Origin of the sequence: Methanoculleus sp. MH98A (genome assembly GCF_000691865.1) — an archaeon.
Lineage (GTDB): Archaea > Halobacteriota > Methanomicrobia > Methanomicrobiales > Methanoculleaceae > Methanoculleus.
Window position 1 is genome coordinate 1 of sequence record NZ_JMIO01000034.1, and the last position, 12,521, is coordinate 12,521.

At 62.4% G+C, this 12,521-nt stretch carries 12 protein-coding genes and 1 tRNA gene; 9 read left to right on the top strand and 4 right to left on the bottom strand.

The genetic code is table 11. The features are described 5' to 3' along the window. The coding region (locus EI28_RS13425; protein WP_155937266.1) for an endonuclease NucS domain-containing protein at window positions 1-964 on the top strand (964 nt) is incomplete at its 5' end. Window positions 965-1,322: 358 nt separating this feature from the next. Continuing rightward, window positions 1,323-1,970, top strand: a complete 648-nt coding sequence (locus tag EI28_RS06030; RefSeq protein ID WP_048113510.1) for a DUF2284 domain-containing protein — start codon at window positions 1,323-1,325, stop codon at window positions 1,968-1,970. Between the two features lie 11 nt (window positions 1,971-1,981). Here the strand turns inward: EI28_RS06030 and EI28_RS06035 are convergent, their stop codons facing one another. Continuing rightward, complete coding sequence (locus tag EI28_RS06035; RefSeq protein ID WP_048113512.1) at window positions 1,982-3,085, bottom strand: inositol-3-phosphate synthase; 1,104 nt, start codon at window positions 3,083-3,085, stop codon at window positions 1,982-1,984. A 497-nt stretch (window positions 3,086-3,582) separates the two neighbouring features. Between EI28_RS06035 and fae the strand changes: the two genes are divergently transcribed. After that, window positions 3,583-4,086 carry a formaldehyde-activating enzyme gene (gene fae / locus EI28_RS06040; protein ID WP_048113514.1) on the top strand — a complete coding sequence of 168 codons (504 nt, stop codon included), beginning with the start codon at window positions 3,583-3,585 and terminating at the stop codon, window positions 4,084-4,086. A gap of 194 nt (window positions 4,087-4,280) precedes the next feature. Here fae and EI28_RS06045 read toward each other — a convergent pair. The 3 genes from EI28_RS06045 to EI28_RS06055 all read right to left on the bottom strand — a co-directional run bounded on the left by EI28_RS06045 (window position 4,281) and on the right by EI28_RS06055 (window position 6,383). Continuing rightward, a tRNA-Gly gene (locus EI28_RS06045) sits at window positions 4,281-4,352 on the bottom strand. 170 nt (window positions 4,353-4,522) lie between these two features. After that, window positions 4,523-5,212, bottom strand: a complete 690-nt coding sequence (locus EI28_RS06050; protein WP_048113515.1) for a PrsW family intramembrane metalloprotease — start codon at window positions 5,210-5,212, stop codon at window positions 4,523-4,525. Between the two features lie 235 nt (window positions 5,213-5,447). Then, on the bottom strand, window positions 5,448-6,383 hold the full coding sequence (locus EI28_RS06055; protein WP_048113517.1) for a hypothetical protein: 936 nt from the start codon (window positions 6,381-6,383) through the stop codon (window positions 5,448-5,450). 153 nt (window positions 6,384-6,536) lie between these two features. Between EI28_RS06055 and EI28_RS06060 the strand changes: the two genes are divergently transcribed. The 6 genes from EI28_RS06060 to cobA are packed head-to-tail and all read left to right on the top strand — an operon-like array spanning window position 6,537 to window position 12,217. Beyond that, on the top strand, window positions 6,537-7,163 hold the full coding sequence (locus tag EI28_RS06060) for a bifunctional precorrin-2 dehydrogenase/sirohydrochlorin ferrochelatase (RefSeq protein WP_048113520.1): 627 nt from the start codon (window positions 6,537-6,539) through the stop codon (window positions 7,161-7,163). Continuing rightward, a complete protein-coding gene (gene hemA, locus EI28_RS06065) occupies window positions 7,156-8,427 on the top strand; it encodes a glutamyl-tRNA reductase (RefSeq protein ID WP_048113522.1) in 1,272 nt (423 codons plus the stop codon). The genes EI28_RS06060 and hemA overlap by 8 nt, the downstream gene beginning before the upstream one ends. Further along, window positions 8,406-9,389 carry a porphobilinogen synthase gene (hemB, locus tag EI28_RS06070; RefSeq protein ID WP_048113524.1) on the top strand — a complete coding sequence of 328 codons (984 nt, stop codon included), beginning with the start codon at window positions 8,406-8,408 and terminating at the stop codon, window positions 9,387-9,389. Before hemA ends, hemB begins: the two co-directional genes overlap by 22 nt. Next, on the top strand, window positions 9,376-10,623 hold the full coding sequence (gene hemL, locus EI28_RS06075) for a glutamate-1-semialdehyde 2,1-aminomutase (RefSeq protein ID WP_048113526.1): 1,248 nt from the start codon (window positions 9,376-9,378) through the stop codon (window positions 10,621-10,623). Before hemB ends, hemL begins: the two co-directional genes overlap by 14 nt. Beyond that, the gene (gene hemC, locus EI28_RS06080) at window positions 10,608-11,492 is read left to right on the top strand and encodes a hydroxymethylbilane synthase (RefSeq protein WP_048113528.1); all 885 of its coding nucleotides are present in this window, start codon (window positions 10,608-10,610) and stop codon (window positions 11,490-11,492) included. Before hemL ends, hemC begins: the two co-directional genes overlap by 16 nt. Further along, window positions 11,489-12,217, top strand: coding sequence for a uroporphyrinogen-III C-methyltransferase (cobA, locus tag EI28_RS06085; RefSeq protein ID WP_048113530.1), 729 nt, complete (start codon window positions 11,489-11,491; stop codon window positions 12,215-12,217). The genes hemC and cobA overlap by 4 nt, the downstream gene beginning before the upstream one ends. The last annotated feature ends 304 nt before the right edge of the window (window positions 12,218-12,521 follow it).

Consider the following 12,521-nt stretch of genomic DNA (forward strand, 5'->3'; position numbering starts at 1 on the left):
GACACGCATGAACAAAACTAAGCTATATGATGCCACTTTTGAAAGATTGACAGCCTTAAAATCCTATAAACTAATATCCGTTAAGAAACGCAGACTAAGAGTGACAGAAAGGGGTTTTAACTTTCTCAAACATGATAACAAACAGTACTATCTTGGGAAGATTCTCTTAACAGATAAATATCGGCGTACACAACATCCTGATGTCTTTCTTGCCTGCTACAGAGAGTTTGTTACGCTATCAGATGAAAAAAGAGCAAGTATAAGAAAGTTCATATTGAGAGGAAGGGGAGATGAGGACGAGGATCTTTCCGAAGGGGATTCCACGTCCTATAGGGAATTCATAGCAAATGTTGCTGGAAGATGTGGAAAAGCGGATGACATCGTAGGAAGAATTTGTGATCAAGCCTTGAGAAATGTAATTGTTGGTACTATCGCCCCTATTGATTTGCCAGTTGAAGGGTTATCCCAGATCGTTGCAGAATTTGATGCGCTTGAAGAGTTTTTCTTAACAAGTGACCCCATTAAAGCTGATCTTGGTGTCAATTCTGAAGGAGTCAAAACGTTAGTCATAGAAAATATGTTAGAACTTCATTTAGAAGATGTAATTCGGCGGAATTTCCATCAACTGTTCCCTGACTTAGAGATTGTCGATAAGAACCAGCATTATCGTACAAGAGATGGCACCTATATTGACATCTTCTGTAAGCATAAGCAGGACGACAAATACACCGTCATTGAATTAAAAAGAGACAAATCGCCCTCAAGTGCGTTAATCCAACTATTAGACTATATGAATCAGATAATGAAGGAATTCAATACCGATAAAGTGACAGGAATTCTCATATGCAAAGAAATAGATCGGCGAACCAAGTCTGCGTTAGGTGCAATCCAAGGCAATATGCCCGAAGGCAGCAACATCTCTGTAATTGAGTTCAACTTAAAAATGGAGTATAGTTGCATGTGATTGGAGGAGAGCACCATACTACCGACTGCCTGTGACATAATCATTCCATGAATATGAGGGTTCGAGCACCGCGGGTGTGAATTATAGAGACAGGGGAGGGGGCATGCCCCCTCCCCGTCAGCCCCTCCCCCAGACGCGATATCCCCACGGTCCACTGCATCGGGCTTTGTCCTCGCTTTGGTTGTCACATCAACCGTGGCAGGAACCCTAATGCCTTTTCACGCTCGTGCTCACAGTGCCGCCGCGTCCATGCTTCCGGTCACTTCCTACCCATCCACCATACACCCCGCCGGAACCCCCTCTCCCCCGCGCTACCTATAAATACCCGGATAGATACCCCTCATTGAGGCGAAGCGCAGTGAGAAGCGAACTTGAGGAAGAGATCGCGAAGCTCTCTTCCCTTGCACGGGAGCGGGGCGCGGAAGCGCGGCGGATAGCGGCCCACGACGTCGTCGTCGCGGAGTGGGTGCGGTTCAAGTGCCGGTTCGGGTGCAAGGGCTATGGAAAGCACATGTCCTGCCCGCCCTACGCCCCCACCCCCGCCGAGACCGGGCGGCTGCTCGGCGAGTACAGCACCGCTCTCCTTCTGCGGTTCGAGGGCATCCCCGGGCATCCCGGCCTCAAACCCGACGAGATACCGCTCGACTTCCACCCGTTCTTCCGCGACCTCATCCTCTGGGTGAACTCGACGGTGCACCTCCTCGAGAAGACGGCGTTCTACGACGATTTCCCGAAAGCCTTCGGGTTCGGGGGATACCCCTGTATCTACTGCGAGCACCTGCACTGCGTCGCCGAGGAGCACGAGGGAGCCGTCGACGAGAGCATCCGCAGGCTCTGCCGGCACATGGATCTCGTCCGCCCGACGATGGAGGGTGCCGGGATCGACGTCTTCTCCACCGCCCGGAAGGCCGGATGGGACCTGCACGTCGTTCCCTGCCGCGACCTCGAGTACGGGAAGATCGAGCACGGCAACATCACCTCGGTAGGCCTCGTCCTCATCGAGTGATGTACCGGCCTTCAGTCGTCCCGGACGCCCCGGATGAACTCCTCGGTCATGTGCCAGGCGTCGTCGTCCCGGAATTGCACCGGAGGGTGCTTCATGAAGTAGGCGGACGGTGCTATGAGCGGGCCGCCGATGCCCCGGTCGAGAGCGAGCCTGCAGCACCGGATGGCATCGATGACGATCCCCGCGGAGTTGGGCGAGTCCTCGACGGAGAGGCGGAGTTCGATCTGCATGGGAACGTCCCCGAACAGCCGTCCTTCCATTCTGAGAAAGCAGACCTTGTTATCCTTCTGCCAGCAGACGTAGTCGCTTGGGCCGATGTGGATGTTGTCATCGTCGAGAGGCACTTCGAGAACCGATTGCACCGCTTCGGTCTTTGACGTCCTCTTCGAGGCAAGGCGGTCGCGGTTGAGCATGTTCAAAAAGTCGGTGTTACCGCCGGTGTTCAACTGGTAGGTCCGGTCGAGCCGCACTCCCCGTTGCCTGAAGAGGTTCGCGAGGACCCGGTGGGTGATCGTCGCCCCGAGCTGGGCCTTGACATCGTCGCCGACGACCGGAAGGCCGCGTTCGCGAAACCTTGCCGCCCAGGCCGGATCGCTCGCGATGAAGACCGGCATGTTGTTGACGAGGCCGACGCCCGCCTCCAGCGCACAATCGGCATAGAACCGTGCGGCCTCCTCGGAGCCCACGGGGAGGTAGTTGAGCAGTATCTCGGCGCCAGATTCCTCGAGCACCCGGACGACGTCCTCGCGCGACGCTTCCTCCTCGTCGGCGAGCACGAACCTGCACTCCTCCCGATAACCCTGCATATGCGCGGGAAAGCCATCCAGCACCCGCCCCATCCGGACGGCGACACCGGTTCCCGGCATCTTTGGGCAGAAGGCCGTGGTGCAGTTCGGGGGGGCGAACATCGCTTCGGAGACGTCCTTTCCGACCTTCCTCGCATCGATATCGAACGCCGCAGCCACCTCGATGTCGGACGGCCGGTAGCCGCAGAGGTCCCAGTGCATCAGCCCGATTGCGTCCTTCTCGCTCTTCCCCCGATAGTACTCAATCCCCTGAAGCAGCGAACTGGCACAGTTCCCGACGCCCACGATTGCAATCCTGATCGAGTCCACAAAAGCCCCCCGATAGCTCCGGTACGCGCCCAACACACCCCTCTTTAGGCGGGTGCGCCGGGTGCAGGTTGAGACGATGCAACCCTCTCCGGGTTGCGTTTTTGAGTATAATACGGAGCGGGAAATATAAGGGTATGGTTCGGGAAGCACCTGACGGTCATGGATGATCCCTGCAGGCCCGGCGGCGTTCCATGCGGCCCGGCCGTATCTCCTGGTGCATGCGGACAGACGATATATCGCCCGAATCCCGGTGAGGTGTCTCCGGGGTATGGGGGTATGGGGGTATGTCGTCTCCTGAATTCGTCGGGGAATGCTGAGATTGCACTCTCCTGGCAAGAGATGCAGATGGGGGCGGAGCGGGTTTCCCCTCGCGACGGTGGGGCTCGTCCTCTTTGATCCTGTCTTCTTCCCGCCTGCGGCAGGCCCCACTCTCCGCAACGTTTTATTACTTCCACACATCCATACCGGCATAATCCAGATCCTGGAGGTATTGGATTATGGTTGATTTCGAACATGCACTCATCGGAGAAGCGCTCGTCGGCGAAGGGCCGGAGGTTGCCCACGTCGATCTGGTCATCGGGAAGAAAGGGAGCAGCGTGGAGCAGGCATTCGTCACGGCGCTTGCATCGCCTGCACGGGGGCACACGCCGCTCCTTGCCGTGCTCACCCCGAACATCCCGGCGAAGCCCCCGACGCTGATGGTCAACAAGGTCACCATCAAGAATGCGGATCAGGCCCTCCTGATCTTCGGCCCGGCCCAGGCCGCCGTCGCGAAGGCCGTGGTGGACTGTGTCGCGGAGGGCGTCATCCCGGAGGCGGAGGCCGACAACCTGTTGATCATAGCATCGGTCTTCATCGAGTGGGACGCGGCGGACAAGAAGAAGATCTACGACTGGAACTACGAGGCGACGAAGCTCGCCGTCCGCCGGGCCGTCAAGGGCGAACCGACGATGAACGAGGTGCTCGCACAGAAAGATACCGCGAAGCATCCCTTTGCGTGAACTGCCGGCGTGCACCGGCAGGAGCGTGGGGGCGTAGCCGAATGCCCCGAATTGATTGGGCGCGATGCGTTCCGTCGCTCCTTAAGATGTCTCTTTTTGCATGTGAAGGATCACGCTGTCGATGAGGGATGCGGAAAAGGTGCTATGCTCTTACAGGAGAGAATTGAAAGAAAAAGTCGAACCGAAGTTCCTGATGCGCCGACCGGGACTCGAACCCGGGTTTAGGCGTTGGCAACGCCTAGTGATAACCACTACACTATCGGCGCACGCCCGTGCTTTCGCACTGTGTGCCTTACAACATGAGTTTTTCAGGCTAATAAGCCTATCGAAGCGCGGCCCGGATCGGGCGGTGCCGCCCCTGCAGGATCGCATGATGGGCGGCGTTTCCGGTCTAACGGTTGGCCCTGCGGTGGCCGGCCGCACCGCCCCCGCGCACCTACCGGTGACCGTGGTCGAGCGCCTTCTTGATGTTTCGGTTTGCCAGTATCCAGAGCCCCGGTGTCAGGACCAGGATGAAGACGGCCATGGCGTAGGCGAAGATCTCGGCGGAGAAGAGCAGGAAGTTGAAGATGCCGTGCAGCACCATCCCGAGCACAAGCCCCTGAAGGATAATCGCCGGCCGGCGTTCGGCGGCCGTGAACTTGGCCCGGCCGAGGGCGTAGCCCCATACGCCGGCGAAGAGCGCGTGCCCCGGAACAGAGAAGATCGCGCGGACGGCGATCGTGCTGAGGGCGAGCGCCGGCGACGTCAGGTATGCCGTAAAGACGTAGAGGATGTTTTCGAGCGTTGCGAGCCCGAGGGCGGCGGCGGCGGCGTAGACGATGCCGTCCATCGGTTCGTCGAACTCGGTGTTGCGGTAGGCGAACCGGCGCACGACCGCAAACTTGCCGTACTCCTCGACGATGGGCGCGACGACGGCGCCCATGATCAGCGGGGATACGATGAAGAGGCCGAAGAAGCCTTCGACGAAGGCGACGGGAAACGTGACGAGGACGCCGAGGAGGAAGATCTTTACGATCAGGGCCGCCGGTTCGGGCTCGTATTTATCCCTGCGGTAGAAATACCACGCCCAAAACACCCCCGGCGCCAGCGCCAGGGCAAGGATTACCAGCGGCTCGACGACCATGCTGATCGGGATTCATGGTTTCGGAGAGGAAGAGTCTTTCCGTCCACGAGGATTGCCGAACAATACCTCCTTTGAGAGGAGGATCGTAAGGCTACTGTTCCCTGGCGCGGCGGGAGGCTGGATCTCCCACCACCCGAGCTTCGCGCTCCTCACTGGCGCTCCATGCCGGGATGTTCTCCTGCCCGGTTATCAGGCGCTTGGTTTTCTCCTTTTCAGTGCTCCATCAAAAAGAGGGTTATTCGGGGAGGAGACGGTACTCCGGAGCGAGCCCCTCGAGCACCAGCAGCCCGTAGTACCGGAAGAAGGTAACGAACGGTACCGCGATCAGGAGCGCGACCGGGATGGCGATGATAAGGTAGGGGATCAAGAGCGCGAGGAGCAGCACGATGTTCGCCTGGATTGCGGCGAGAAGCACGATCCCGATGAGCACGAACGGTATCGCGATGATCAGCAGTGCGAGGATGATCACGACCGCCTGCGCGATCGCGGCGATGAGGCCAAGCACGAGTCTGGTGACGACGTAGACGAGGATCTGCCAGAACTGGCCGGACATCGTCGCGAAAAGCCGCCGCCACCCCTCGATAACCCCGCAGTCTTCATGGATCATGATCGGGACGACGAAGTCGGTGGTCAGGAGAAAGACGATCCCGAAGAGGAGGGCCGCGACCAGGATGATCGGAATGAACGCAAGGACGAGTGCAGCACCGCCGATACCCGACCCCCCGAGCCCGACGATCATGAGGATGAACGCCATCATGGCGAGGATCAGGATCAGCGTGAGGCCTACCTGGAAGAGGAAGAGCCGCACCCCTTTTCCGAGCCGCTCTCCAAAGAAGGGCCTGATATGGATGTCATTCGTCCGCAACATGTCGACGAAGACGAACTGCAACACCGTGCCGATGATCCACCAGATGAGAGCGATCGCAAGCACGACGAGGACGAACCCCACAATGAGCGGCGCGATATCGGGGAGGGACTCCGCGAAGCCGGGGGGGAGGTCGCCCTCTCCGAGGTCATACCCGGAGGTGTTCGGGAAACTTACGCCCCCTCCCACAAAGAGCGCAATCAGGGCCAGGCGGAGCCATACGCCCCACCTGATCGGCCAGAGCAGACTTTTGGTGCGCTGGAAGGCACCATCCAGTCTGTTGAATGCATACATTTCTTCAGCCATGTCTCTCACGTAGAAGATGTTCTTCGTCTCATTAATACCTTGTTTTAGTAAACGGATCCTCCTGACCCGGCCGCCCATCGTATGCTCATGGGTTTTTGAGGAAACCGGTTTTTCAACACCTTAATGTAGTCCGTTCACCACACTATAGAACGAATGATCCCTCTCATGCTTGACCTGACGGGCAGGAGGGTGCTCATATTCGGCGGAGGCGACGTCGGTGCCCGAAAGGCTACGTACTTTGAGCATGAGGCGGAGGTGACGGTGATCAGCCGTTCGTTCTCGCCGGACCTCGACGGTCTCGCGGTCCGGCGGCAGGAGGCCGATCTTTTGGAGCTTTCGGACGAGGCGCTCCGGGGCTTTCTTTCGGGTGCATTCCTCGCGGTAGCCGCGACGCCGGATTCGGGCCTCAACGACCGTATCGGCAGATTGTGCGCCGAGGCCGGCGTTCTCTTCAACAACGCCGCCGGTGAGCCCGGCGACGTCATCATCCCTTCGGTCGTCCGGGGCAGCCGCTATCTGGTCGCTATCAGCACCCGCGGAAAGAGCCCCGCCGTATCGCGGTACCTCCGTACGAGGCTCGAGGCGGATTACGCAGACCTCGATAAGATGATCGAACTGCAGGAGGAGGTCCGCTCGATGCTCCGGGAGACCGAACCGGCGCAGGCACAGCGGTCCCGCATCCTCTGGAAGATCCTCTTGGACGACGAGATCCGGGCAGCGCTCGCCACCGATTACGGCCGGGCACGCGCACTGGCGATCGAGAGGTACCTCCATGCCTGAACCGTTCACCATCCCCCTCGCGCTCGCGGGGATCAGCCACCATACTGCAGACATCGCCACGCTCGAGACGTTCCGGTTTCCCGACGAAGCGGCGTTTCTCCGCGAGGCGCGGGAACGGTTTCGTGGCGCGCTCCTGCTCCAGACCTGCAACCGCATCGAGGTTCTGGTGCAGGGCGACGCACGGAGCCTCGAAGGGTTCCTGCAGGAGAAAGGCAGGCACGGCTTTACGGTCATCGAGGGCGAGGCCGTGCCCCGCCATCTCCTGGAACTGGCCGCAGGGATCGACTCGCTGATCGTCGGGGAAGACCAGATCCTCGGGCAGCTCAAGCAGGCGCTCGCGGCTGCGGAGGAGGCGGGAGCCTGCTGCAGCGCCATCGGCCTCTGCATCAAGAAGGCAGTGCACGCGGGAGTCCGTGTCCGGCGCCAGACGCAGATCAACCGGGGAGCGGTCTCGGTCGGCTCCGCGGCCGTGACGCTTGCGGAGAACCTCCTCGGCACCCTGCGCGACCGGCATATCCTGGTCGTCGGGAGCGGAGAGATGGGTGTGCTGGTGGCGCAGGCGCTCGCCGCCAGGGGTCTCACGGCCATCTACGTCGCCAACAGGACCTACGAGCGCGCGGTGATGCTTGCGGATAAGATCGGGGGACGCGCGGTCAATTTCAAGGACCTCTACCGTTACGTCGCGCTCTCCGACGTTGTCATCTCCTGCACCGCCGCACCGCACCCGGTCATCCGGACGGAGGATATCCGGGCGGTGATGGAGGAGCGGCTCTGGCCGCTCGATACTCACCCCCGCCACCTGATCCTCATCGACATCGCCCAGCCCCGCGACGTCGAGGAGGGGGTGCGGTCGATCGAAGGCGTGCACCTCTTCACCATCGATGACCTCAGAAACGTCAACGACGCAGCCATGGAGTCCCGGAGGAGCGAGGCGGACCGGGCACGAGGGATCATCGACGAGGAGGCCGAACACTTCGTCCGGCTCCTCCGCCGGACGGCGGCCGACGAGACGCTCGCCCTCCTCTACACCTGGGCGGAGTCGATCCGGGCGCGTGAACGCGACCGGGCGCTCGCCCGCCTGGGGCAGAAGGACGACCGCACGGCGGAGGTTGTCGACGACCTGACGCATGCGCTCACCAAAAAACTCCTCTCGGACGTGACGACAGCCATCCGTGCGTGCGCGGAGTGCGGCGATGTAGCAACGGCAGAGGCCCTGATGAGGGCGATTACCCGGGGAGAACCATGTTTCCAGAACGAAGAATGAGACGGATGCGGCGGCGGATTATTCAGCCGCTCCTCCGCGAAACCGAACTTCGAAAGACCGACCTTATCGCGCCGGTCTTCGTGGACGAATCGATCAGCGCACCGCTTCCGATCGCCTCGATGCCGGGGCAGTTCCGGTACCCGGTGGACGCCGTCGCCGACTATTGCCGGTCTCTCTCCGACGCCGGCATCCGGGCGGTGATCCTCTTCGGGGTTCCGGCCGCAAAAGACGGCGCGGCGACCGAAGCCTACGCGGCGGACGGCGTCGTCCAGCGGGCCGTCCGGAGCATCAAGGAACGATTGGCGGAGATGGCGGTCGTGACCGACGTCTGCGCCTGCGAGTACACCGACCACGGCCACTGCGGCATCGTCGGGGAGACTGTCGACGGCCCCGATCTCCTAAACGACCCCTCGCTCGAACTGATGGCGCAGATAGCCGTCTCCCATGCACGGAGCGGCGCCGATATCGTCGCGCCGTCGTGCATGCTCGACGGGATGGTGCGGGCGATCCGGCAGGCTCTCGACGCCGCCGGCTTTACGGACATCCCGATCATGTCCTACTCCTCGAAGTTCGCGAGCGCCCTCTACGGGCCGTTCCGCGACGCTGCCGACTCGGGATTTTCGTTCGGCGACCGGACGACCTACCAGATCTGCCCGGGCAACGCCCGTGAGGCGGTGATGGAGTCGGAGCTCGACATGGCCGAAGGAGCGGATATCCTGATGGTCAAGCCCGCGGGGGCCTACCTCGACATCCTCGCGGCCGTCGCGGAGTTCGGGCTGCCGGTCGCGGCCTACCAGGTCAGCGGGGAGTACGCGATGATCAAGGCCGCCGCAGAACGCGGGTGGCTGGACGAGCGTGCCGTCGCCCTCGAGACCCTCACCGCCATCAAGCGCGCCGGGGCCGACCTGATCATCACCTACTTTGCAGAAGACGCGGCGAGGTGGCTCGATGAAGAGCAGTGAACTCTTTAATCGTGCAAAAACCCTGATGCCGGGCGGTGTCAGCAGCCCTGTCCGGGCGATCAAACCGTATCCGTTCTACGTGGAGCGCGCCGCAGGCTCCCGTCTCTCGACCGTCGACGGGACCGATCTCATCGACTGCTGCCTCGGCTACGGCCCCCTCATCCTCGGGCACGCCCACCCCGCGGTCCGGGAGGCGATCGAGCGCCAGCTCGAGAAAGGGTGGCTCTACGGTACACCGACGCCGCTCGAGCTCGACCTTGCGGGCATCATTACCGGCGACCATCCTGCGGTCGAGATGGTCCGTTTCGTCTCGTCGGGCTCCGAAGCGACGATGGCCGCGATCCGGCTCGCTCGCGGCTACACGGGCAAGCAGGATATCATCAAGATCGAGGGCGGGTTCCACGGCGCCCACGACGCGGTCCTCGTCAAGGCCGGGTCGGGGGCGACGACCCTCGGGGTGCCCGACTCTGCGGGCGTCCCTGCGAGCCTCGTGGCGCACACCCGGCAGGTTCCCTACAACGACCCCGAGGCGCTGGAAGCCCTCCTCGCCGGAAACGACGACGTCGCCGCGTTCATCCTCGAGCCGGTCATGGGGAACGTCGGCCCGGTCCTCCCTGACGACGGCTACCTCGCCGACGTCCGGGAGATCACCGCCGCCCACGACGTCCTCCTCATCCTCGACGAGGTGATCACCGGCTACCGGGCCGGGATCGGCGGCGCGGAGGTGCTCTACGGGGTAAAGCCGGATCTCGCCACGTTCGGCAAGATCATCGGCGGCGGCCTCCCCATCGGGGCGTTTGGGGGGCGGCGCGATATCATGGAACTGGTCGCTCCCGCAGGACCCGTCTACCAGGCCGGCACGTTCAGCGGCAACCCGGCAAGCCTTGCGGCGGGGTACGCGACCCTCCGCCACCTCCACGAGCATCCGGAGGTCTACCGGCGGCTCGACGAGGCCACGCGGGCGATCGGGGAGGCCGCCGCGGATGCGGGCAGAGGCTCGTTCGTCAGATTGGGTTCGCTCTTCAAGCACTTCTTCCGCAGCGAGCCGCCGCGGGACTACCGCGAGGTCAAAGAGTGCGACACGGAGGCGTTCTCGCGGTTCTGGAAGGCGATGCTCGAGGCAGGGGTCTTCCTCCCGCCGTCGCAGTTCGAGACGAACTTCCTCTCCGCCGCACACACGGAACAGGACATCAAACAGATAGCGGAAGGATACGGATCATGTCTCTTCGCATAGGCACACGGGGAAGCGCTCTCGCGCTTGCGCAGACGAACAAGGTGGTCGGCATGCTCGCCGACCGGGGTATCGAGGCGGAGGTCGTCACGATCGCGACCGAGGGCGACACCGCGACCGGGGTCCCGCTCCACGCCATCGGGGGGCAGGGGGTCTTCGTCCGGGCGCTCGACGACGCCATCCTCCGCGGCGAGATCGACGCCGCGGTGCACAGCATGAAAGACATCCCCGCGGCCCGCCCGGCAGGGCTCGCCTGCTCTGCGGTGCTCGAGCGGGACTCGCCCGCCGATTTCCTCGCGCACGAGTGCCCCCTCGATGCGGTCTCCGTCATCGGGTCGTCGAGCACCCGGCGCCGCGCCCAGCTCCTCCGCGACGCCCCGGCGCTTGAGGTGAAGCAGCTTCGCGGGAACGTCGATACCCGGATACGGAAACTCCGTGAGGGGCAGTACGACGCCATCGTGCTCGCGGAGGCGGGTCTTGAGCGCCTCGGGCTCACGCTGCCCGGTGAGCCCCTCCCCACCGACCGGTTCGTCCCGTCGCCGAACCAGGGGACCATCGCGGTCGTCTGCCGGGACGACCCGGCCGTCGTCGACGCCTTCGCGCCGCTCGACCACGCCCTGACCCGCCTCGACGTCGAGATCGAACGCGCCGTCATGGAGGAGGTCGGCGGCGGGTGCTTCACCCCGCAGGGGATCTACTGCCGGGACGGCGACCTGATCGCCGAGGTGCTCGCGCTCGACGGTTCCCGGTGGGAGCGGATCGAGCGCCACGTCGCGACCGTCGGCGAAGCCCGGGAGTGGGGGCGGGCGCTGCGTGTGCAGGCGGTCGGACTGATCCGGGAGGCTCATGCGGCACTGGGGATAAAACCATGACAGGAAAAGCGTATCTTGTGGGGTCCGGCCCGGGCGGACTCGGCCTCATGACGATAAGGGCCCGCGAGGTGATCGACAGTGCGGACGTGATCCTCTACGACCAGCTCCCGGGCGAGGAGATCCTTGCAACCCTCCCGCGGAACGCCGAGCTCGTCGACTGCGGGAAGTACGGGGGGAACCACACCCTCGAACAGGACGAGATCGAGGCGCTGATGGTCGAGCGGGTCAGGGCAGGGAAGACGGTCGTGCGCCTGAAAGGCGGCGACCCCTTCCTCTTCGGCCGCGGCGGGGAGGAGGTCGAGACCCTCCGGGAGCACGGTATCAGGGTCGAGGTGGTGCCGGGAGTGACGAGCGCCATCGCCGTCCCGGAGATGGTCGGGATCCCGGTCACCCACCGGCGATACGCGTCGCAGGCGACCTTCATCACCGGCCACGAAGACCCCACGAAACCCGAGTCCGCCCTCGACTGGGAGGTCCTCGCACGCCTGAAGGGGACCCTCGTCATCCTGATGGGCGTAAAGAACCTCCCCGCCATCGCGGCGGCCCTCACGGCGAACGGCAAGGACCCCGCGACCCCGGTGGCAATCATCGAGCGGGGGCTCCGGCCCGACCAGCGGGTGACGGTCGGGACGCTCGCCGATATCGCCGAAAAAGCCCGCGCTGCCGGCGTCCGGCCCCCGGCGGTGATCGTCATCGGCGGGGTTGTGGAACTGTATGAGGGGTGAAGGGAGCGCCCCCTTCCCTCACCAGTGTCGGTGCGGTTCTTTTTTTTTGGCGCTTATTAAGTCGCGTTGCGACGAATTAAACAGTTGAACAAGGAAAAAGCCCGATATACTGGACTGTGGTGCTATCGCCCTTGGGGGAGGGGCTGACGGGGAGGGGGGAGCATCCCCCCTCCCCTGTCTCCACACCCAAAATGGATGTTCCATGGAGACTCGTTAATATGAAGCAATGATCCCCTCAGGAACAAATATGGAATATCCGGAGGGTTTTGAGGATCCTTATCTGCGAGATGATGCCTAGAACCCC